Below are 21191 nucleotides of genomic sequence, written 5' to 3'. Positions count from 1 at the left end.
TCAAATCGAGCTGGGACAACGGAGAGCGTCATGGGCAACCGCTTCCAGGTGACGGACCGCTTCGCGGACGGCGCACAGTACATCGGCGGTCGGCTCCGTGCCGGAACGTCCGATCAGGAACATCACGTGATCGATCCGGCGACCGGGGAGCGCGTGTACACGTACACGCTCGCCTCCACCGCCGACGTCGACGAGGCCGTCGCCGCCGCCAAGGCCGCGTTCCCCGGCTGGGCGGGCGCCACCCCCGGCGAGCGCTCCGACGCGCTGCACCGCTTCGCCGCCGTCCTCGCCGAACGGGCCGAGGACTTCGCCCGCGTGGAATCCCTCCAGTGCGGCAAGCCCCTCAAGCTCACCACCGAGTTCGACGTACCCGGCACCGTCGACAACACCGCCTTCTTCGCGGGGGCCGCGCGCCACCTCCAGGGCCAGTCGGCCGGCGAGTACAGCGGTGACCACACCTCGTACATCCGGCGCGAACCGATCGGTGTCGTCGGCTCCATCGCCCCCTGGAACTACCCGCTCCAGATGGCCGCCTGGAAGATCCTCCCGGCGATCGCCGCCGGCAACACGATCGTGCTGAAGCCCGCCGAGCTCACCCCGCTGACCTCCCTGATGTTCGCGCAGGCCGCGACGGAGGCCGGGATCCCCGACGGCGTCATCAACATCGTCAACGGCGCGGGCCGGACCGTCGGCGAACACCTCGTCGGCCACCCCGACGTCGTCATGACCTCGTTCACCGGCTCCACCCCGGTCGGCAAGCGGGTCGCGGAGATCGCCACCGCGACCGTGAAACGCCTCCACCTCGAACTGGGCGGCAAGGCCCCGTTCGTCGTCTTCGACGACGCCGACCTGGAGGCCGCCGCCCACGGCGCCGTCGCCGCCTCCCTCATCAACAGCGGCCAGGACTGCACCGCCGCCACGCGCGCGTACGTCCAGCGCCCGCTCTTCGACGCCTTCGTCGCCCGGGTCGCCGAGCTGATGGAGACCGTCCGTCTCGGGGACCCCTTCGACCCCACGACCGACCTCGGCCCGCTCGTCAGCCACCGCCACCGCGACAGCGTCGCCGCCTTCGTCGAGCGCGCCCGTGGCTACGCCACCGTCGTCACCGGCGGCGAAGCCCCCGGCGGGGACCTCAAGGAGGGTGCGTACTATCGTCCGACCCTGATCACCGGAGCCGCGCAGGACAGCGAGGTCGTGCAGTCGGAGATCTTCGGCCCGGTCCTGGTGGCCCTGCCCTTCGACAGCGACGACGAGGGCATCGGGCTCGCCAACGACACCCCCTACGGCCTGGCCGCCTCGGCCTGGAGCCGTGACGTCTACCGGGCCGGCCGCGCCACCCGGGAGATCAAGGCCGGGTGCGTCTGGGTCAACGACCACATTCCGATCATCAGCGAGATGCCCCACGGCGGCACCAAGGCCTCGGGCTACGGAAAGGACATGTCGGCGTACTCCTTCGAGGAGTACACACAGGTCAAGCACGTGATGTTCGACAACACGGCGGTCGCCGCGAAGGACTGGCACCGCACGATCTTCGGGGACCGTCCGTAATCGATATGCGGCTACCGCCGCGCGGAGCTCGCCGCCGGACCAGCGGCTCACACCATCCCGAAAGGGCACAGCGCATGGAGCAGTACGAGCCCGACAGCCTGTCCGCCGCGCAGACGGCGGCGATACAGCGCAGCCTGACCAGTGGCCGGGGAGCCCTCAGCCGCCGTTCGATGCTGCGCGCGGGCGGTGTCGGCGCCCTCACGATCGGCGGCCTCGCGTCCCTGAGCGCCTGCGGCATCCCGCCGGCCAAACGGGAGGGCCAGGGCACCGCCTCCACCGACGTGTCGGCCAAGGAGAAGAGCCTCGCCTTCTCCAACTGGACCGAGTACATGGACGTCAGCGAGGACGAGAAGGGCCGCCCCACCCTGGAGGCGTTCACGAAGCGCACCGGGATCAAGGTCAAGTACACCGAGGACATCAACGACAACGTCGAGTTCTTCGGCAAGATCAAGCCGCAGCTCGCGGCAGGCCAGGACACCGGCCGTGACCTCATATGCGTCACCGACTGGCTCGCCGCCCGCATGATCCGGCTCGGCTGGGCGCAGAAGCTCGACCCGGCGAACCTGCCCCACGCGTACGCCAACCTCTCCAGCCAGTTCCGCCGCCCCGACTGGGACCCGGGCCGGTCCTACTCGTACCCGTGGACCGGTATCTCCACCGTCATCGCGTACAACGCGAAGGCCACCGGCGGGAAGAAGGTCGAGTCGGTCACCCAGCTCCTCGACGACCCCTCCCTGAAGGGCCGGGTCGGCTTCCTCACCGAGATGCGCGACAGCGTCGGCATGACCCTGCTCGACATGGGCAAGGACCCGGGGAACTTCACCGACGCCGACTACGACGCGGCGATCGGACGCCTCCAGAAGGGCGTCGACAAGAAGCAGATCCGCCGCTTCACCGGCAACGACTACACCTCCGACCTCGACAAGGGCGACCTCGCCGCCTGTCTCGCCTGGGCCGGCGACGTCATCCAGCTCCAGGCGGACAACCCGGACATCAAGTTCGCCATCCCGTCAGCCGGTTACATCACCTCCAGCGACAACCTGCTCGTCCCCGCCCAGGCCCGGCACAAGACGAACGCCGAGAAGCTCATCGACTACTACTACGAGCTTCCCGTCGCCGCCCAGCTCGCCGCGTACATCAACTACGTCTGTCCCGTCGACGGGGTGAAGGACGAGCTCGCAGAGATCGACCCCGAACTCGCGAACAACACGCTGATCCTCCCGGACAAGGCCATGGCCAGGAAGTCGCGCGCCTTCCGCTCGCTCACCAGCGCGGAGGAGACGGCGTACGAGGAGAAGTTCGCCAAGCTCATCGGCGCCTGAGGCCCACGTCGTCCACCTCTCTCACTCCCCTGGGACCACAACCCATGACTGACAAGACTGCTCACACTGGAAAGAACACGGGCGGCGGCGACGTCCGTCTCACCGGGATCAGCAAGACGTACGGCTCGTTCACCGCCGTCCACCCGCTCGACCTGACCGTCCCGCAGGGCTCCTTCTTCGCCCTCCTCGGCGCCTCCGGCTGCGGCAAGACCACCACGCTGCGCATGATCGCCGGCCTGGAGGACCCCAGCACCGGCACCGTCTTCCTCGGCGACACGGACGTCACCGACCTCCCGCCGTACAAGCGGCCGGTCAACACCGTCTTCCAGTCCTACGCGCTCTTCCCGCACATGGACATCAGCGAGAACATCGCCTTCGGTCTGCGCCGCCGCGGCATCAAGTCGGTGAAGAAGCAGGTCGACGACATGCTGGAACTCGTCCAGCTCGGAGACAAGGCCCACCACAAGCCGCACCAGCTCTCCGGCGGCCAGCAGCAGCGCGTCGCCGTGGCCCGCGCGCTCATCAACCACCCGCAGGTGCTGCTCCTCGACGAGCCGCTCGGCGCCCTCGACCTCAAGCTGCGCCGCCAGATGCAGCTGGAGCTCAAGCGGATCCAGACCGAGGTCGGCATCACCTTCGTGCACGTGACCCACGACCAGGAGGAGGCCATGACGATGGCCGACCAGGTCGCGGTGATGAACGGCGGCCGCGTCGAACAGCTCGGCGCCCCCGCCGACCTGTACGAGAACCCGAGGACCACCTTCGTCGCCAACTTCCTCGGCACCTCGAACCTCATCGAGGCCGAGGTCCTGGAGACAGGCGCCGACGTCCTCGTCACGGCGGGCGGCGGCAGGCTCCGGGTGCCCGGCGACCGCTGTACCTCCGCCGTCCGCCAGGGCGGCCGACTGCTCGTGGGCGTCCGCCCCGAGAAGGTCTCGCTCGCGCACGCCGACGACGCCGGTTCCATAGCCGACGGCCGCAACCGGGTCACCGGCCGGATCGTCGACTCCTCGTTCATCGGTGTCTCCACCCAGTACGTGGTGAACTCGCCCGCGGGCGCCGAGCTCCAGGTGTACGAGCAGAACATCGAGCGCGACACGCGGCTCGTCCCCGGCGCCCAGGTCGTCCTGCACTGGAACCCGGCGCACACCTTCGGGCTCGACGCCACGCAGGACATCGACGCGGGCGTGGAGACGGTGGAGGACGCCGGATGAGCGCCCCGACTCTCGCGAAAGAGGCGCCGGCCCCGGTCGAGGAACCGGTCCTGCGCAAGCCGCCCACCCGCAAGCGGCTCGTCCCCTACTGGCTGCTGCTGCCCGGCATCATCTGGCTGCTCGTCTTCTTCGCGCTGCCGATGGTCTACCAGGCCTCGACCTCGGTCCAGACCGGCTCCCTGGAGAAGGGCTTCGAGGTCACCTGGCACTTCGCGACCTACTGGAACGCCTTCCAGGAGTACTGGCCGCAGTTCGTCCGCTCCCTGCTCTACGCCGGGACCGCGACCCTGCTCTGTCTGCTGCTCGGCTACCCGCTGGCGTATCTGATCGCCTTCAAGGCCGGGCGCTGGCGCAATCTGCTCCTCGTCCTCGTCATCGCGCCCTTCTTCACCAGCTTCCTGATCCGCACGCTGGCCTGGAAGACGATCCTCGCCGACGACAGCCTCGTCGTCGACGCGCTGAACGCCCTCCACGTCCTCGACGTGACCAGTTGGATCGGCTGGACCGAGGGCGACCGCGTGCTCGCCACCCCGATGGCGGTCGTCTGCGGCCTCACGTACAACTTCCTGCCCTTCATGATCCTGCCCCTCTACACCTCCCTGGAGCGGATCGACGGGCGGCTGCACGAGGCCGCGCGGGACCTGTACGCCTCCCCGGCGACCACCTTCCGCAAGGTGACCTTCCCGCTGTCGATGCCCGGCGTCGTCTCCGGCACCCTGCTCACCTTCATCCCGGCGAGCGGCGACTACGTCAACGCCGAACTGCTCGGCTCCACCGACACCAAGATGGTCGGCAACGTCATCCAGTCGCAGTTCCTGCGGGTCCTCGACTACCCGACGGCCGCGGCGCTCTCCTTCATCCTCATGGCGATCGTGCTGGCCATGGTCACCGTCTACATCCGCCGAGCCGGAACGGAGGATCTGGTCTGATGCGCTGGATACGACGCAACCTCGTCGTCATCGCGGGCCTGCTGACGCTCGCGTACATGATCCTGCCGAACCTCGTCGTGATGGCGTTCTCCTTCAACAAGCCGAAGGGGCGCTTCAACTACTCCTGGCAGGAGTTCTCCCTCGACGCCTGGAAGGACCCCTGCGGCGTCGCCGACATGTGCGAGTCGCTGTCGCTCTCGCTCCAGCTCGCCGCCTGGGCCACCGTCGGCGCCGTCGTCCTCGGCTCGATGATCGCCTTCGCGCTGGTCCGCTACCGCTTCCGGGCGCGCGGCGCGATCAACTCGCTGATCTTCCTGCCGATGGCGATGCCCGAGGTCGTCATGGCCGCCTCGCTGCTCACCCTCTTCCTCAACATGGGGATCGAGCTGGGCTTCTGGACGGTCCTCATCGCCCACATCATGTTCTGTCTGTCGTTCGTCGTGACGGCGGTCAAGGCCCGGGTCATGTCCATGGACCCGCGGCTGGAGGAAGCCGCGCGCGATCTCTACGCGGGCCCCGTGCAGACCTTCCTGCGCGTCACCCTGCCGATCGCCGCGCCCGGCATCGCCGCCGGCGCCCTGCTCGCCTTCGCGCTGTCGTTCGACGACTTCATCATCACCAACTTCAACGCGGGCTCCACCGTCACCTTCCCCATGTTCGTCTGGGGCTCGGCGCAGCGTGGCACCCCCGTGCAGATCAACGTCATCGGCTCCGCGATGTTCGTCCTCGCGGTACTGGTGGTCGTGGCCGGGCAAATCATTACGAACCGGCGCAAGAAAACAGCAACAGCCTGAGCAATAGGCAGCTCAGGCGCCGAAGGAGTTGGAAACCATGGCCCCAGTCGCCATGCGTCTCGCTGCACGATCTCTCTCCGACGCCCAGCCCGTCCCCTTCTGGCTGGAAGATCCCGGCAAGCCCGGCGCCCTGCCCGCCCTCACCGGCGCCGAGAAGTGCGACCTCCTCGTCGTCGGCGGCGGCTACAGCGGACTGTGGACCGCGCTCCTCGCCAAGGAGCGCGACCCCGTCAGGGACGTCGTCCTGATCGAAGGCCGCGAGGTGGGCTGGGCCGCCTCGGGCCGCAACGGAGGCTTCTGCGCCGCCTCCCTCACGCACGGCTTCGGCAACGGGCTCGCCCGCTGGCCGGGCGAGCTGCCGAAGCTGGAGGAGCTCGGTGAGCGCAACCTCGACGCCATCGAGGAGGCGGTCGCCCGCTACTCCCTCGACTGCGACTTCGAGCGCACCGGCGAGATCGACGTCGCCACCGAGCCTTACCAGGTCGAGGAGCTGGCCGAGGTGTACGAGGAGATCGACCGGCTCGGTCTCGCGGACGGAATCGAGCTCCTCGACCGGGACGCCGTCCGCGCCGAGGTCGACTCGCCGACCTTCCTCGGCGGCATCTGGGACCGCCGGGGCGTCGCCATGCTGAACCCGGCCAAGCTCGCCTGGGGCCTCAAGCGGGCCTGCCTCGACCTGGGCGTACGGATCTTCGAGAACACCCCCGGGCTGGAACTGGTCTCCACCGGCGCCGGCATGGGCGTCCGTACCCCGTACGGCCGGGTCGTCGCCCGCCGGGTCGCGCTCGGCACCAACGTCTTCCCCTCGCTGGTCAAGCGCGTCCGCCCGTACACCGTCCCGGTCTACGACTACGCCCTGATGACCGAGCCGCTCAGCCCCGGGCAGCTCGCCTCCGTCGGCTGGAAGAACCGCCAGGGCCTCGGCGACTCCGCCAACCAGTTCCACTACTTCCGGATCACCGCCGACAACCGGATCCTGTGGGGCGGCTACGACGCGGTCTACCCCTTCGGCGGCAAGCTCGACGCCGGGAGGGACCACCGCCCGGAGACCTACCTCAAGCTGGCCGAGCACTTCTTCCGCTGCTTCCCGCAGCTGGAGGGACTGCGCTTCAGCCACGCCTGGGGCGGCGCGATCGACACCTGCACCCGCTTCTCGGCCTTCTTCGGTACGGCGCACCGGGGCAAGGTGGCGTACGCGGCCGGGTTCACCGGCCTGGGCGTCGGCGCCACCCGCTTCGGCGGGGACGTGATGCTCGACCTGCTCGCGGGGGAGCGCACCGAGCGCACCGACCTCGAGATGGTCCGCTCCAAGCCGCTGCCGTTCCCGCCGGAGCCCATCGCCTGGGCCGGCATCGGCATCACCAAGTGGTCGATGGCGCGCGCCGACGAGCACGGCGGGCGGCGGAACCTGTGGCTGAAGGCCATGGACCGGATGGGCCTCGGCTTCGACAGCTGACCTCACCTATGATGCACGTCACAACTGGCGAGTAGCTGAAACCGCGCAGGAGAACCCGTCCGTCGGAGCTCGGCTGTCCGACGCTCGACGTGCTGAGTCGCCTGGTGGGCCGGCCCGGCCCGGTGCTCGCCGACTTCGGTGACGCCCGGATGGGCTTCTTCGTCCCGCCGGGCACCGCCGCCCGCTGGCTCGGCAGCGGTGTGCGCGGCGCCGGCGCCGGGACCTGGATCGTCGTCCCGTACCCGGGGCGGGCGACGGGCGCGGTGCGCTGGGTGGTGACCCGGACGGTGCGGGCACCCTCACCGACGCGGCCCTCCTCGAACTTGCGATGCACGAGGCGGCGGGGCGGCCGGCCAGGGGGGAGGGTGGTCCCGGTGGGGGGTGAGCGGAGCCGAGGGCGGTACGGGGTTCGACCGCCTCGACGGTCCGCGCGGAGGTGTCATCCGGACAGAGGTCTTGACCAGTTGATTGGTCTGGACCATGCTGTGGCGCGCTCGCACCTCGATTCCCCCATTCCCGGAGGCAGTTGTGCACCGCGCCAGACCTCTCACCCTGCTCCTCGCCGGGGCCCTCGCCGTCGGCGGACTCGCCGCGCTCACCCCCGCGGCCCAGGCCGCCGACACCGAACTCGCCCGCAACGGCGGCTTCGAGGCCGGCCTCGACGGCTGGAGCTGCACGGCGGGCAGCGGCGCCGCCGTCTCCTCGCCCGTACGCACCGGTACGAAGGCGCTCCAGGCCACCCCGGCCGGCAGCGACAACGCCAAGTGCTCCCAGACCGTCACCGTGAAGCCCCGGTCCACCTACACGCTCAGCGGCTGGGTCCGCGGCAGCTACGTCTACCTCGGCGCCTCCGGTACCGGCACCACCGACGTCTCCACCTGGACGGGCTCCGCCCCGGACTGGCAGCGGCTCGCGACCACGTTCACGACGGGCGCCTCCACCACCTCGGTCACGATCTACACCCACGGCTGGTACGGCACCCCCGCCTACCAGGCCGACGACCTGTCCCTGTTCGGCCCCGGCGGCGACCCGGTGCAGCTCCCGGCCGCCCCCACCGGTCTCGCGGCGGGCTCCCCGACGTCCAGCTCCGTGCCGCTCACCTGGACCGCGGTCCCCGGCGCCACCTCGTACCACGTGTACCGGGGTGCCACCCGGGTCCAGACGGTGACCGGCACCTCGGCCACCGTCACCGGACTCACCCCCTCCACCGCGTACAGCTTCCAGGTCAGCGCCGCGAACAGCGCCGGCGAGTCCGTGAAGTCGGCCGCCGTGAGCGCGACCACGACCAGCGGCGGCGGGGGCGGCAATCCCGGCCTTCCCGCGCACGCACTCGTCGGCTACCTCCACGCCAGCTTCGCCAACGGCTCCGGCTACACCCGGATGGCCGACGTCCCCGCCTCCTGGGACGTCATCAACCTCGCCTTCGGCGAACCGACCTCGGTGACCTCCGGCGACATCCGCTTCAGCCTCTGCCCGGCGACGGAATGCCCGAACGTCGAATCGCTCGCGGACTTCAAGGCCGCGATCAAGGCCAAGCAGTCGGCGGGCAAGAAGGTCCTCATCTCGATCGGCGGCCAGAACGGCCAGGTCCAGCTCTCCACCACCGCCGCCCGCGACACCTTCGTCTCCTCCGTCTCGAAGATCATCGACGAGTACGGCCTCGACGGCCTCGACATCGACTTCGAGGGCCACTCCCTGTCGCTCCAGACCGGCGACACCGACTTCCGGAACCCGACGAGCCCGGTCGTCGTCCACCTGATCCAGGCCGTCAAGACCCTCAAGGCGAAGTACGGCTCCGGCTTCGTCCTGACGATGGCCCCGGAGACCTTCTTCGTCCAGCTCGGCTACCAGTACTACGGCTCCGGCCCCTGGGGCGGCCAGGATCCCCGCGCCGGCGCCTACCTCCCGGTCATCCACGCCCTGCGCGACGACCTGACCCTCCTGCACGTCCAGGACTACAACTCGGGCCCGATCATGGGCCTGGACAACCAGTACCACTCGATGGGCGGCGCCGACTTCCACATCGCGATGACCGACATGCTCCTCACCGGCTTCCCCGTCGCCGGGAACACGGACCGCTTCTTCCCGGCCCTGCGGGCCGACCAGGTCGCGATCGGCCTCCCCGCCTCCACCCAGGCGGGCAACGGCCACACGCCCCCGGCCGAGGTGAACAAGGCCCTGAACTGCCTCACGAAGAAGACCGACTGCGGCTCGTACCAGACCCACGGCACCTGGCCCGCGCTGCGCGGCCTGATGACCTGGTCGATCAACTGGGACCGCTACAACCAGTGGCAGTTCTCGCAGAACTTCGACGCGTACCGCTGGAGCTGACGGCCAGGATCAGCAGCGACAGGCAGAGACTGGCCAGCACGTCCAGCGGCCAGTGGTAGCCCCGCAGGACCAGTCCGGTCCCCGTCAGCGCCGTCAGTGCGGCCGCGACGGGGACCAGACGGTTCGAGACGAGGAAGGCCGCGCCGAAGTAGGCGACGGCGGCCGTGGCCGTGTGGCCCGACGGGTAGTAGCCCTCGGCCCACGGCTCCAGGGGACCGGGCCGGGCCGTCCACTCCTTCAGCGGGATCACCAGGAGCGGGACCGCGGCCATCGCGAGGCCCGCGTACAGGACGGCGGCGCGGCGGCCGCGCCACAGCGCGTACGCCGTCGCGCAGAGGAGGACGGGCAGGGCCACGGTCATGTTGCCGAGGTCGGCGCCGAGTTCGGAGAGGGGCCGGGGAACCGTGTCCACCAGGGCCCGGGACACCCGCTCGTCGAGCCTGGCCAAGGGGCCGTGGACGAGCACCTGCCAGGTCACGACGGCGAGGGCGACGAGCGCCGAGAAGAGAGTCGGCCGCCCTGGAACAGGGGGGGTGGTTCCAGGACGGCCGAGGGGATCGGGCTGCCGCGCGCCCCGGGGGGTGTGGGGCGGGCGGCCGTCCGATCGGTGAGGAGTTCCGGGGCACGAGGCCCCAGGGGCGTGCGCGACGGCACGGTGTGGGCGGGGCTGGGGAGGCTCCGCCCGGGGTGTTTCTCTCATCTGCGGAAACCGTACGCCAGACACGAGGGGACCGACAGCGGGAAACGCATCCCGCCATCGGCCCCCCACAGAGTCTTCACACGGAGTGTCAGATCTGGGCGAACGCGTTCTCGATGATGTCGAGGCCCTCGTTCAGCAGGTCCTCGCCGATGACCAGCGGCGGCAGGAAGCGCAGCACGTTGCCGTAGGTGCCACACGTCAGGACCAGCACGCCCTCGGCGTGGCAGGCCTTCGCGAGCGCGCCCGCGGCCTCCGGGTTCGGCTCCTTGGTCGCGCGGTCCTTGACCAGCTCGATGGCGATCATGGCGCCGCGGCCACGGATGTCACCGATCGCGTCGAACTTCTCGGCCATCGCGGCCAGACGCGCCTTCATGACCTCCTCGATGCGCCGCGCCCTGGCGTTGAGGTCGAGCTCCTTCATCGTCTCGATGGAGCCGAGCGCACCGGCGCAGGCCACCGGGTTGCCACCGTAGGTGCCGCCGAGGCCGCCGCCGTGGACGGAGTCCATGATCTTGGCGCGGCCGGTGACGGCGGCGAGCGGCAGACCGCCCGCGATGCCCTTGGCGGTGGTGATGAGGTCCGGGACGATGCCCTCGTCCTCGCACGCGAACCACTGGCCGGTGCGGCAGAAGCCGGACTGGATCTCGTCGGCGACGAAGACGATGCCGTTGTCGTTGGCGAACTTCACGAGCGCCGGCAGGAAGCCCTTGGCCGGCTCGATGAAGCCGCCCTCGCCGAGGACCGGCTCGATGATGATCGCGGCGACGTTGTCGGCGCCGATCTGCTTGGTGATGTTGTCGATCGCCTGGGCGGCGGCCTCGGGACCGCAGTTCTCCGGGCCGGTGGGCCAGCGGTAGCCGTAGGCCACCGGCACGCGGTAGACCTCGGGCGCGAACGGCCCGAAGCCCTGCTTGTACGGCATGTTCTTCGAGGTCAGCGCCATCGTGAGGTTCGTACGGCCGTGGTAGCCGTGGTCGAAGACGACGACGGCCTGGCGCTTGGTGTACGAGCGGGCGATCTTGACCGCGTTCTCGACGGCCTCGGCGCCCGAGTTGAACAGCGCGGACTTCTTGGCGTGGTCGCCCGGGGTCAGCTCGGCGAGCGCCTCGCAGACCTCCACGTAACCCTCGTACGGCGTCACCATGAAACAGGTGTGGGTGAAGTCCTGGAGCTGCGCGGAGGCGCGGCGCACGACGGCCTCGGCGGACGCGCCGACCGAGGTCACGGCGATGCCGGAGCCGAAGTCGATCAGACGGTTGCCGTCGACGTCCTCGATGATGCCGCCGCCGGCCCGCTTGGTGAAGACGGGGAGCGTGGAGCCGACGCCACCGGCGACCGTGTCGAGACGGCGGGCCTGAAGCTCCTGCGACTTCGGACCGGGGATGGCGGTGACGACGCGCCGCTCCTGCGGGACAGCGTTCATGCGGGGCTCCTGGGGGGTGTTCTGGACGCACTTGCGGGTTTCCTCCGCAGGCTAGGCGCGGGGGAGTGGTGGAGGCATGCGCCGATCGGGAGTGTTGGGGGCGGGTCATTGTCCGCGGTGGACAGACCGGATGGGGTCGAGCGCCGTGAGGGCACCCGGTGGTCGCTCAGGCTCCGGCCGGGGGCGCTCCGGCTCCGCCCCCGGCGGCTTCCGGCTCCGCCCCCCGGCGGCCTCCGGCCACACGGGTGGGCGAAACCCCTCCGGGGCGTCCGGGGGCCACTAGATTGACGGTGGCACAGAGACGGCGACCTGGCTGGTCAGGGGGCAGGGGTTCATGGAGACCGACGGCACGTACGAGTCACGCGACACGCGGGGGAGCGCGGTCCCGCGCCCGGCGGGTCCACCCGTGCCGCCTCCCCCGCCCCGCCCACACCCCGGGCCCGACGGCCCCCTGGTCCCCCCGCCGCCCGCCCATGCGCCGACACGCGTCGGGGTCGCCGACTGGCTCCGTATCCCCAGGCCCGCCGCCGAGCCCGGCATCTGGCGGCTCGGGCACCGGCCCCGCCCCGAGCGGGAGCCGGACGAGGTGCCCGCCCGCCGACTGTTCGCCGGAGCCGTCGTCTCGCTGCTCAGCGGCTGGCTCCTCTGGTCCCTCCTCTGGAACGGCTACCTCGGCCGCTACTGGCTCTGGCCCCTGCTCGTCCTCACCCCCGACAGCTGGCGCACCGACGCCGACGTCTGGGCCACCGCCAGCTACACCTACTACGCCCTCGTCGGCGGCGGATTCCTCGTCTTCTTCGCCCGCGTCGGACACGTCCCGGACATCTGGCGCCGCTACACCCGGAAGAAGGACACCCCGCCCCCGCCGCCCCCGCCGGCCGCCGACCCTGCCGAGTGGCCCGAGCTGCGCGACGCCGGACTGACCGAGGCGGCCGCCCGGCTCGCCGAGGCCACCAGGGGCGGGAGCCTCGGCGACGTGGACTACGCCAGGATCCGCCGCGCCTGGCAGGGCGTACGGACCCGGCCGGAGCGGCTCCACGCCTTCACCGAGGCCGTACGCACCCGGGGCGCCGCCGCGTGCGGCCACCCCTCGGGGCGGCGCGACCTGCCTGTCCGCACCGCCACCCACGACCTCGCCACCGACCAGGTCCTCATCGGCACCGCCGCCGACCACCCGCGCAACCCCTACTCCCGCCGCACCACCGGTGTCGCCCTTGAGCCGGGTCTCCTCGGGACCTCCCTGCTCGCCGTCGGGCCCGCCGGGTCGGGGAAGACCGTGCGGCTCGTGCGGCCCGTCGTCGAGTCCCTCTGTCTCCAGGCTCTCGCCAACCGCGCCGCCGTCGTCGCCGTCACCTCCCACGCCACCGCCGTCGGCCCCGACGAGGCCTTCGACGTCGTCGTCTCCGTCGGCCGGCCAGAATCCACCCACGACCTCGACCTGTACGGCGGAGCCGACGACCCGGACGAGGCCGCCCGGATCCTCGCCGAGGCGCTCGTCGGCGACCTCGCCGCCGACACCAGGAGGGCGGCCACCGCGCTGGCCCAGCTGATCGGACCGTTCCGCGCGGCGCACGGCCGCTTCCCGGGAGTGCCCGAGCTGCGCGAGCTGCTCGGCGGGACGCCCGAGGCGCTCGCCGCGCTGCGCGCAGCCGTCGCGGGCGACCCCGCCCAGCTGCGGGAGCTCACCGCCCGGCAGCGGCAGGCCGAACGCGGCGACGACGTCGCCGACCTCCTGGCCGAGCGCCTCGCCTTCCTCGACCGCCCCGCCTTCGCCCGCTTCTTCCGCACGACGGGAGGCACGGACGGGGGCGCGGTCGCACGCGCGGACCGGTACGGCGGTACGGACGGCGGCGCGGGCCGCCCAGGCGTCGACCCGGACGGGCTCGGCGGTACGGATCACGGCGGGGCGGACGGGCGCGGCGGTGCGGACCGTCCTGGCGGCGGCGCGGACCGCGAGCGGCCGCAGTTCTCCCTCCGGGCCGTCGAGCACCCGCTCCGCGTCCGCGTCGACCTCCCCGAGCGCGGCCACGCCGAAGCCTCCCGGATCGTGTCCCGGCTGCTCCTCGCCCAGTTCACCGAGGCGGCCCTCGGCCGCCGCGACCGCTCCCTCTTCGCCTGCCTGGTCCTCGACGACGCCACGTACACCGTCACCGGCGACTCGGTACGGGCCGTCCAGCGGCTGCGTTCCGCCAACGCCGGCGTCGTCCTCGCCCTGCGCAGCCTGGAGGACGTGCCCGAGCCGCTGCGCGGGCCGCTCCTCGGGGCGGTCGGCTGCCGGATGGCGTTCGCCGGGATCGCGCCCTGGGACGGCGGGCGGTTCGCCGAGACCTGGGGCACCGAATGGGTGCAGACCCGGGATGTCACCAACCGGCAGATCGTCTCCGACGAGCCGCTGACCAAGGCCCTGCACGTCATGCGCCGCCTCGCGACCGGCAAGGCCCCGACCGCCGAGGCCGTGACCGTGCGGGAGGTGGAGCGCCAGCGCTGGTCGGCCTCCGACCTAGCGCACGCCGTCCCCGCCGGGCACGCCGTCCTGTCCGTCACCCATGTGCGGGGCGAGTACACACCGCCGCTGCTGGTGGACCTGCGGAACTGAAGCGGGGCCGGGCCGGCACCTGGCCGGAGCCCGGGCGGGGCGGGCGGCGAAGCCGGAGCGGCCGCCCCCGGGCCCTGGCACAATCGGGGGCGCCGCTCGGCTGAGCGGCGCCCCCTCGCTCAAAGGTCCGACGGTCTCCCCATGCCGCCCACCCTCGCCTCGCTCGTCCAGCACTCCTCCCTGAAGCTCGTCGTGCGTGCCGGTGAGGACCGCCTCGACACCCCCGTCCGCTGGGCGCACGTCAGCGAGCTCGCCGACCCCGTCCCGTACATGGAGGGCGGCGAGCTCCTCCTCACCACCGCGCTCACGCTCGACGCGGAGGACCCGGAGGCCATGCGCCGCTATGTGCGGCGGTTGCTCGCCGCGGGAGTCGTCGGGCTCGGCTTCGCCGTCGGCGTCAACCACGAGGAGATCCCGCGGGCGCTGCTCGACGCCGCCCGCGAGGAGCACCTGCCGCTCCTCGAGGTCCCGCGCCGCACGCCGTTCCTCGCCATCAGCAAGGCCGTCTCGGCGGCCATCTCCGCCGACCAGTACCGGGCCGTCACGGCCGGCTTCGAGGCCCAGCGGGAGCTGACGAGGGCCGCGCTCGCCGAGGGCCCCGAGGCCGTCGTCGCCCGGCTCGCCGCACACGTCGACGGCTGGGTCGCGCTCTACGACACCTCCGGCACCGTCGTCGCCGTCTCACCCGACTGGGCGGCCCGCCGGGCCGCCCGGCTCACCTCCGACGTGGAACGGCTGCGCGACCGGCCGGCGCCCGCCAGCGCCGTCGTCGGCGGCACGGACGACCGCGTCGAGCTCCAGTCCCTCGGCACCGGACGCCGGGTGCGGGGCGCCCTCGCGGTCGGCACGGGCGCGCCCCTCGGGACGGCCGAGCGGTACGCGGTGCACTCCGCGATCGCCCTGCTCACCCTCACGACGGAACGTTCCCGCTCGCTCCAGGCCGCCGAACAGCGGCTCGGCGCCGCGGTCCTGCGGATGATGCTCGCGGGACAGCCGGACCACGCGCGCGCGGTGGCCGGGGACGTGTACGGCGGGCTGCTCGACGCCCCCTTCCGGATCGTCGTCGCGGAACCCGCTGGAGGCGACCCGGCCGGCGAACCGCCGCTCCCGGTGCTCGCCGAGTCCCTGGAGGCGGCCGCGGCCCGGGCCGGCGAGGCGGTTCTCGCCGTCCCGGAGAGCGAGCAGCGGCTCGTCGTCCTCGCCGGGGACGGGGGCGCGGTCGTCGCCGCCTGCGAGACGTACGCGGAGCGGGACGCCGACGATGCCGGTGTGACCATCGGGCTCTCGGCCCCCGCGGGACCGATCGTGGCCGCCGCCGCGTACAAACAGGCGGAGCAGGCGCTCTCGGTGGCCAGACGCCGGGGGAAGGCGCTCGTCGAGCACGAGGACCTCGCGGCGGGCTCGGTCCTGCCGCTCCTCGCCGAGGACGCCGTCCGCGCCTTCGCCGACGGCATGCTCCGCGCGCTCCGGGACCACGATGCGAAGGGCCGCGGCGACCTGGTGGCCTCCCTGCGGGCCTGGCTCTCCCGGCACGGCCAGTGGGACGCGGCGGCGGCGGACCTCGGCGTCCACCGGCACACCCTGCGCTACCGGATGCGGCGGGTGGAGGAGATCCTCGGCCGGTCCCTGGACGACCCGGACGTACGGATGGAGCTGTGGCTGGCCCTGAAGGCGACGGGGGAGGGCGCGGAGTAGGGTCCGTCAGCGGTCCGGACCCGGGAGGGCCCGGGCGGCCCCGTGCCCGTCAGCCGTCCCCGTGCCCGTCAGCCGTCCCCGTGCCCGTCAGTCGTCTCCGTCCCCGTTCCCGCTGCGGGACCCCACCCTCCGGCGCCGGTCGCTCCGCACCAGGCGGCCGGCCGCGAGGGTCACGGCCGCGAGGGCGTGGACCCAGCGGGGGCCGCCCCGCGCGGCCCACACCACGCAGACGCAGCCCGCGACGGTGAGGACGAGGACGCCGGTCAAGGCGATCAGGACCATGTGTTTCCCCCTAACGGTGCACCGAGGTCTTCCCGTGTGCGGTCGGAACATCCTGTCAGTGCCATAGATGTCGCCCGGTGCCTCCGCGTTCCCGCTCCGCCTGCCCGGACGCGGGCAATTCCCTTGGTCATGGAGCCCGACACTCCTTACGCTCCGCTCATGACAAGCCCCGCCGTCGATCCGGCCCCCGCAGCACGCCGGGCCGCGTCCGCGCCCCGTACCCCCGCCGCCCCCGCAGCTTCCTCCCCTCCCGCCCGGCGGCGGATCACCGGAGCCGTATGGGCCGCGCTCGGCATCGTGTACGTCGTGTGGGGCTCCACCTACCTCGGCATCCGGATCGTCGTCGAGACGATGCCGCCCTTCCTCTCCGCCGGCACCCGCTTCGTCACCGCCGGCCTGCTCCTCGCCGGGATCATCGCCTGGCGCCAGGGACCGGCCGCCCTCAAGGTGACCCGCCGGCAGCTCGGCTCGGCGGTGCTCGTCGGCCTGCTCCTGATCCTCGGCGGCAACGGCCTCGTCGTCCTCGCCGAGACCTCCATCCCGTCCGGTCTCGCCGCGCTGCTCATCTCCGTCGTCCCGGCCTGGGTCGTCGTGCTCAAGGCCGCCACGGGCCTGCGGCCGAGCGCGGGCGGGCTCGCCGGGGTGCTCCTGGGCCTCACCGGGCTCGGCGTGCTCACCCTGCCCGGCCTCAGCGGTGACGTGAAGGCCGGCGGGGTGGCCCTCGTCGTCGTGGCCACGTTCCTGTGGTCCCTCGGCTCGTTCTCCTCCGCGCGCCTCCCGATGCCCGCCAACCCCTTCGCGGCCAGCGCGTACGAGATGGTCGCGGGTGGTCTCGGCGGCCTCGCCGTCGGTCTGGTCCGGGGCGAGCAGCACGGCCTGGACCTCGGAGAGGTCTCCACCCGCTCCTGGGCCGCGCTTGCCTACCTGATCGTCTTCGGCTCCCTGATCGCCTTCACCGCGTACGCGTGGCTCCTCCAGGCCGCGCCGCTCTCGCTCGTCGCCACCTACGCGTACGTGAACCCCGTCGTCGCGGTCGCCCTCGGTGCCCTGGTCCTGAACGAGGCCCTGTCGTGGCCCATCGTCCTCGGCGGCGCGATCGTCGTCGGCGGCGTCTGGCTGATCGTCTCCACGGAGCGGCGCGGCTGAGCGGCCCCGGACGGTTCCCTTCGGCCAAAGCGGACAGGAGTGACGGTCCACCACTCCACACCGGACAAGCGCCGGGCCGCCCGCTTCGCCCTAACGTGTCACGAGAGCGCGAGAGCACCCCCTCGCATCACCCCCGAAACGGAAAGGGCCGGTACGCAATGACGACCACCCACGCCTTCTGGCTCGCCGGCCGCGAGGCCACCGGCGACGCCACCTTCGACGTCACGAACTCGTACGACGGACGTCTGGTCGGCAAGGTCAGCGTGCCCACCGAGGCCCAGGTCGAGGAGGCCGTCGCCGCCGCGCACGCCGTCGTCGACGAGTTCGCCGCGACCCCGGCGCACGTCCGCGCCGCCGCCCTCGACCACGTGTCGAAGCGGCTCGCCGAGCGCACCGAGGAGATCGCCCTGCTGATCTCCGCCGAGAACGGCAAGCCCATCAAGTGGGCCCGCGGCGAGGTCGGCCGTGCCGTCTCCGTCTTCCGTTTCGCTGCCGAGGAGGCCCGCCGCTGGAACGCCGGCGAGGCCCAGCGCCTGGACACCGAGGCCGGCGGCGCGGGCCGCCTCGCCCTGACCCGCCGTATCCCCAAGGGCGTCGTCCTCGGCATCGCGCCGTTCAACTTCCCGCTGAACCTCAGCGCCCACAAGGTCGCCCCGGCCATCGCCGTCGGCGCCCCGATCATCCTCAAGCCGGCCCCCTCGACCCCGATCTCATCCCTGGTCCTGGGCGAGATCCTGGCCGAGACCGACCTGCCGGCCGGCTCCTGGTCGATCCTCACCGTGCCCAACGACCGGATGCCCGCCCTCGTCCAGGACGAGCGCCTCCCGGTCATCTCCTTCACCGGCTCCGACAAGGTCGGCTACGCCATCCAGCAGTCGGTGCCGCACAAGCACTGCACCCTGGAGCTGGGCGGCAACGCCGCGGCCGTCGTCCTGCCCGACTGGTCCTCCGAGGAGGACCTGGACTGGGCGGCGACCCGTATCGCCACCTTCTCCAACTACCAGGGCGGCCAGTCCTGCATCTCCGTCCAGCGCGTGATCGTGGACTCCTCCGTCCACGACCGCCTGCTGCCGAAGATCGTCGCCGCCGTCGAGGCCCAGGTCACCGGTGACCCGTCCGACGCCGCCACCGACGTCGGCCCGCTCGTCGACGAGGCCGCCGCCCAGCGCGTCGAGGCCTGGGTCGACGAGGCGGTCGCGGCCGGCGCGAAGCTGCTCGCCGGCGGCAAGCGCGAGGGCGCGACCTACGCCCCGACCATCCTCACCGACCTCCCGGCGGACGTCACCCTGGCCCGCGCCGAGGTCTTCGGCCCGGTCCTGACGATCGCGAAGGTCGACGGCGAGGCCGAGGCCTTCGCCGCGGTCAACGACTCCGACTTCGGCCTCCAGGCCGGCGTCTTCACCCACGACCTGCAGGCCGCCTTCCGCGCCCACCGGGCCCTGGAGGTCGGCGGCGTGATCGTCGGCGACGTCCCCTCGTACCGCGCCGACCAGATGCCGTACGGCGGCGCCAAGCGCTCCGGCGTGGGCCGTGAGGGCGTCAGGTTCGCGATGGACGACTACACCTACGAGCGCGTCCTCGTCCTGACGGGCCTCGCCCTGTAACCCGTACGCCCACGGGTCCACGAGACCAGGCGGCCTGAGCCCACTGTGCGGGGGTTCAGGCCGTCTTCTCGTCTTTCCGGACCGCCGGAAATCGGGTACGACGGACAGAAGAGACCCAGGAGGTGTCCATGTCCGCGCCCACCCAGCGGCCCAGGGTCACCGCCCACGAGGCACGGCAGACCGCCGAGGCCGCACGTGAGCGTGACTGGCACAAACCCAGCTTCGCCAAAGAGCTCTTCCTCGGCCGGTTCCGGCTGGATCTCATCCATCCCCACCCGCTTCCCGCGCCCGAGGACGCCCGGCGCGGCGAGGCCTTCCTCGCGAACCTGCGGGAGTTCTGCGAGACCCGGATCGACGGCGCCCGCATCGAACGCGAGGCCCGCATCCCCGACGAGACGATCACCGGACTCAAGGAGCTCGGCGCGCTCGGGATGAAGATCGACCGGAAGTACGGAGGTCTCGGCCTCACCCAGGTGTACTACAACCGCGCCCTCGCCCTCGTCGGCTCCGCCAGCCCCGCCGTCGGCGCTCTGCTGTCCGCGCATCAGTCGATCGGCGTACCGCAGCCGCTGAAACTCTTCGGCACCCAGGAGCAGAAGGACACCTTCCTGCCGCGGCTGGCCCGTACCGACCTCTCCGCCTTCCTGCTCACCGAGCCCGACGTCGGCTCCGACCCGGCGCGCCTCGCCACCACGGCCGTACCGCTCCGGGACGAGGACGGGGACGCCTACGTCCTCGACGGGGTCAAGCTCTGGACCACCAACGGGGTCATCGCCGACCTGCTCGTCGTCATGGCCCGCGTCCCCGCGTCCGAGGGCCACCGGGGCGGCATCACCGCCTTCGTCGTCGAGGCAGCCTCGCCCGGCGTCACCGTCGAGCACCGCAACGCCTTCATGGGCCTGCGCGGCCTGGAGAACGGCGTCACCCGCTTCCATCGCGTGCGCGTACCCGCCGAGAACCGCATCGGCCCCGAGGGCGCCGGCCTCAAGATCGCCCTCACCACCCTCAACACCGGCCGTCTCTCCCTCCCCGCGGCCTGCGCGGGCGCCGGCAAGTGGTGCCTGAGGATCGCCCGCGAATGGGCGGGCGTCCGCGAGCAGTGGGGCGGGCCGGTCGCCCGGCACGAGGCCGTCGGCACCAAGATCTCCTTCATCGCGGCCACCACCTTCGCCCTGGAGGCGGTCGTCGACCTCGCCTCGCAGCTGGCCGACGAGGATCGCAACGACATCCGCATCGAGGCCGCCCTCGCCAAGCTGTACGGCTCCGAGATGGCCTGGCTCATCGCCGACGAACTCGTGCAGATCCGGGGCGGCCGCGGCTACGAGACCGCCGACTCGCTCGCCGCCCGGGGCGAACGGGCGGTCCCCGCCGAGCAGCTCCTGCGCGACCTGCGGATCAACCGGATCTTCGAGGGCTCGACCGAGATCATGCACCTGCTGATCGCCCGCGAGGCCGTCGACGCCCATCTGTCCGTCGCCGGCGACCTCATCGACCCCGGGAAGTCGCTCACCGACAAGGCGAGGGCCGGCGCCCGGGCGGGCGGCTTCTACGCCCGCTGGCTGCCCGGTCTCGTCACGGGACCGGGGCAACGACCGGGGTCGTACGGAGAGTTCGGCGAGCTCGCGGGCCACCTCCGGTACGTCGAGCGGACCTCCCGCAAGCTCGCCCGCTCCACGTTCTACGCGATGTCCCGCTGGCAGGGCCGGATGGAGCTCAAGCAGGCGTTCCTCGGCCGGATCGTCGACATCGGCGCCGAACTCTTCGCGATGAGCGCGGCCTGCGTACGGGCCGAACTCCTCCGCACCACCGGCGACCACGGCCGCGAGGCCCACCAGCTCGCGGACGCCTTCTGCCACCAGGCCAGGCTGCGGATCGAGGAGCTGTTCGGGCGCCTCTGGTCCAACACGGACGACCTCGACCGACGGGTCGTCGACGGGGTCCTGGCCGGCCGCTACACCTGGCTGGAGGCCGGAATCGTCGACCCGAGCGGCGAGGGCCCCTGGATCGCGGACGCGAGCCCCGGCCCGTCCACCGAGCAGGACGTCCACCGCCGCATCCGGTAGGCAGGTCGCGGGCGTACGCCCCGCCCGGAGGCGCCGCCGCGGACGCCTCCGGGTGCCCACCCGTCCCGCCCTGCGGGACGGGTGGGCC

The 21191-nt window shown here is 72.1% G+C and carries 15 protein-coding genes and 1 pseudogene; 13 read left to right on the top strand and 3 right to left on the bottom strand.

Annotation, left to right across the window (positions count from 1 at the left end):
- The first annotated feature begins 30 nt into the window (after positions 1 to 30).
- From ABZ567_RS27220 to ABZ567_RS27185, 8 genes and pseudogenes are all read left to right on the top strand, one after another.
- Complete coding sequence (locus ABZ567_RS27220; protein ID WP_360794440.1) at positions 31 to 1548, top strand: gamma-aminobutyraldehyde dehydrogenase; 1518 nt, start codon at positions 31 to 33, stop codon at positions 1546 to 1548.
- A gap of 74 nt (positions 1549 to 1622) precedes the next feature.
- A complete protein-coding gene (locus ABZ567_RS27215; protein WP_360794438.1) occupies positions 1623 to 2870 on the top strand; it encodes a spermidine/putrescine ABC transporter substrate-binding protein in 1248 nt (415 codons plus the stop codon).
- Positions 2871 to 2914: 44 nt separating this feature from the next.
- Positions 2915 to 4084: an ABC transporter ATP-binding protein gene (locus tag ABZ567_RS27210; protein ID WP_360794436.1), complete on the top strand. Its 1170-nt coding sequence runs from the start codon at positions 2915 to 2917 to the stop codon at positions 4082 to 4084.
- Positions 4081 to 5013 (top strand): ABC transporter permease, encoded by a 933-nt coding sequence (locus ABZ567_RS27205; RefSeq protein ID WP_360794434.1) that lies wholly within the window; start codon positions 4081 to 4083, stop codon positions 5011 to 5013. The genes ABZ567_RS27210 and ABZ567_RS27205 overlap by 4 nt, the downstream gene beginning before the upstream one ends.
- Positions 5013 to 5807, top strand: a complete 795-nt coding sequence (locus ABZ567_RS27200; protein WP_360794432.1) for an ABC transporter permease — start codon at positions 5013 to 5015, stop codon at positions 5805 to 5807. The genes ABZ567_RS27205 and ABZ567_RS27200 overlap by 1 nt, the downstream gene beginning before the upstream one ends.
- Positions 5808 to 5844: 37 nt before the next feature.
- On the top strand, positions 5845 to 7263 hold the full coding sequence (locus tag ABZ567_RS27195) for an FAD-binding oxidoreductase (RefSeq protein ID WP_360794430.1): 1419 nt from the start codon (positions 5845 to 5847) through the stop codon (positions 7261 to 7263).
- A gap of 65 nt (positions 7264 to 7328) precedes the next feature.
- Positions 7329 to 7648, top strand: a pseudogene (locus ABZ567_RS27190) (hypothetical protein); the annotation flags it as partial.
- Positions 7649 to 7791: 143 nt separating this feature from the next.
- On the top strand, positions 7792 to 9594 hold the full coding sequence (locus tag ABZ567_RS27185) for a glycoside hydrolase family 18 protein (protein WP_360794428.1): 1803 nt from the start codon (positions 7792 to 7794) through the stop codon (positions 9592 to 9594).
- Here ABZ567_RS27185 and ABZ567_RS27180 read toward each other — a convergent pair.
- Both ABZ567_RS27180 and gabT read right to left on the bottom strand, forming a co-directional pair.
- Positions 9530 to 10294 carry a phosphatase PAP2 family protein gene (locus ABZ567_RS27180; protein WP_360794426.1) on the bottom strand — a complete coding sequence of 255 codons (765 nt, stop codon included), beginning with the start codon at positions 10292 to 10294 and terminating at the stop codon, positions 9530 to 9532. The two genes, ABZ567_RS27185 and ABZ567_RS27180, sit on opposite strands and share 65 nt — an antisense overlap.
- Positions 10295 to 10382: 88 nt before the next feature.
- Positions 10383 to 11717: a 4-aminobutyrate--2-oxoglutarate transaminase gene (gabT, locus tag ABZ567_RS27175; protein WP_360794424.1), complete on the bottom strand. Its 1335-nt coding sequence runs from the start codon at positions 11715 to 11717 to the stop codon at positions 10383 to 10385.
- Between the two features lie 334 nt (positions 11718 to 12051).
- On the opposite strand from gabT, the gene ABZ567_RS27170 reads away from it, so the two are divergent.
- Both ABZ567_RS27170 and ABZ567_RS27165 read left to right on the top strand, forming a co-directional pair.
- Positions 12052 to 14313 carry an ATP-binding protein gene (locus tag ABZ567_RS27170; RefSeq protein WP_360794422.1) on the top strand — a complete coding sequence of 754 codons (2262 nt, stop codon included), beginning with the start codon at positions 12052 to 12054 and terminating at the stop codon, positions 14311 to 14313.
- Positions 14314 to 14454: 141 nt separating this feature from the next.
- The gene (locus tag ABZ567_RS27165) at positions 14455 to 16008 is read left to right on the top strand and encodes a PucR family transcriptional regulator (protein ID WP_360794420.1); all 1554 of its coding nucleotides are present in this window, start codon (positions 14455 to 14457) and stop codon (positions 16006 to 16008) included.
- Positions 16009 to 16095: 87 nt separating this feature from the next.
- Here the strand turns inward: ABZ567_RS27165 and ABZ567_RS27160 are convergent, their stop codons facing one another.
- Positions 16096 to 16290, bottom strand: coding sequence for a hypothetical protein (locus ABZ567_RS27160; protein WP_360794418.1), 195 nt, complete (start codon positions 16288 to 16290; stop codon positions 16096 to 16098).
- 159 nt (positions 16291 to 16449) lie between these two features.
- Between ABZ567_RS27160 and ABZ567_RS27155 the strand changes: the two genes are divergently transcribed.
- The 3 genes from ABZ567_RS27155 to ABZ567_RS27145 all read left to right on the top strand — a co-directional run bounded on the left by ABZ567_RS27155 (position 16450) and on the right by ABZ567_RS27145 (position 21103).
- Positions 16450 to 17436, top strand: a complete 987-nt coding sequence (locus ABZ567_RS27155; RefSeq protein ID WP_360794416.1) for an EamA family transporter — start codon at positions 16450 to 16452, stop codon at positions 17434 to 17436.
- 158 nt (positions 17437 to 17594) lie between these two features.
- The gene (locus tag ABZ567_RS27150; protein WP_360794414.1) at positions 17595 to 19040 is read left to right on the top strand and encodes an aldehyde dehydrogenase family protein; all 1446 of its coding nucleotides are present in this window, start codon (positions 17595 to 17597) and stop codon (positions 19038 to 19040) included.
- A 128-nt stretch (positions 19041 to 19168) separates the two neighbouring features.
- The gene (locus ABZ567_RS27145; RefSeq protein ID WP_360794413.1) at positions 19169 to 21103 is read left to right on the top strand and encodes an acyl-CoA dehydrogenase family protein; all 1935 of its coding nucleotides are present in this window, start codon (positions 19169 to 19171) and stop codon (positions 21101 to 21103) included.
- The last annotated feature ends 88 nt before the right edge of the window (positions 21104 to 21191 follow it).

Origin of the sequence: Streptomyces sp. NPDC016459 (assembly GCF_040632845.1) — a bacterium.
In the GTDB taxonomy this organism is placed as follows: domain Bacteria; phylum Actinomycetota; class Actinomycetes; order Streptomycetales; family Streptomycetaceae; genus Streptomyces.
The sequence above is the reverse complement of the archived record's forward strand: the minus strand, read 5'-3'. Positions and strand labels throughout refer to the sequence as shown.

Bases quoted from the DNA above. Each gene is read 5' to 3' on its own strand.
- ABZ567_RS27220 (WP_360794440.1), top strand. From the start codon at position 31: ATGGGCAACCGCTTCCAGGTGACGGACCGCTTCGCGGACGGCGCACAG.
- ABZ567_RS27210 (WP_360794436.1), top strand. From the start codon at position 2,915: ATGACTGACAAGACTGCTCACACTGGAAAGAACACGGGCGGCGGCGAC.
- ABZ567_RS27170 (WP_360794422.1), top strand. From the start codon at position 12,052: ATGGAGACCGACGGCACGTACGAGTCACGCGACACGCGGGGGAGCGCG.
- ABZ567_RS27200 (WP_360794432.1), top strand. From the start codon at position 5,013: ATGCGCTGGATACGACGCAACCTCGTCGTCATCGCGGGCCTGCTGACG.
- gabT (WP_360794424.1), bottom strand. From the start codon at position 11,717: ATGAACGCTGTCCCGCAGGAGCGGCGCGTCGTCACCGCCATCCCCGGT.
- ABZ567_RS27180 (WP_360794426.1), bottom strand. From the start codon at position 10,294: ATGAGAGAAACACCCCGGGCGGAGCCTCCCCAGCCCCGCCCACACCGT.
- ABZ567_RS27145 (WP_360794413.1), top strand. From the start codon at position 19,169: ATGTCCGCGCCCACCCAGCGGCCCAGGGTCACCGCCCACGAGGCACGG.
- ABZ567_RS27195 (WP_360794430.1), top strand. From the start codon at position 5,845: ATGGCCCCAGTCGCCATGCGTCTCGCTGCACGATCTCTCTCCGACGCC.
- ABZ567_RS27155 (WP_360794416.1), top strand. From the start codon at position 16,450: ATGACAAGCCCCGCCGTCGATCCGGCCCCCGCAGCACGCCGGGCCGCG.
- ABZ567_RS27215 (WP_360794438.1), top strand. From the start codon at position 1,623: ATGGAGCAGTACGAGCCCGACAGCCTGTCCGCCGCGCAGACGGCGGCG.
- ABZ567_RS27150 (WP_360794414.1), top strand. From the start codon at position 17,595: ATGACGACCACCCACGCCTTCTGGCTCGCCGGCCGCGAGGCCACCGGC.
- ABZ567_RS27165 (WP_360794420.1), top strand. From the start codon at position 14,455: ATGCCGCCCACCCTCGCCTCGCTCGTCCAGCACTCCTCCCTGAAGCTC.
- ABZ567_RS27160 (WP_360794418.1), bottom strand. From the start codon at position 16,290: ATGGTCCTGATCGCCTTGACCGGCGTCCTCGTCCTCACCGTCGCGGGC.
- ABZ567_RS27205 (WP_360794434.1), top strand. From the start codon at position 4,081: ATGAGCGCCCCGACTCTCGCGAAAGAGGCGCCGGCCCCGGTCGAGGAA.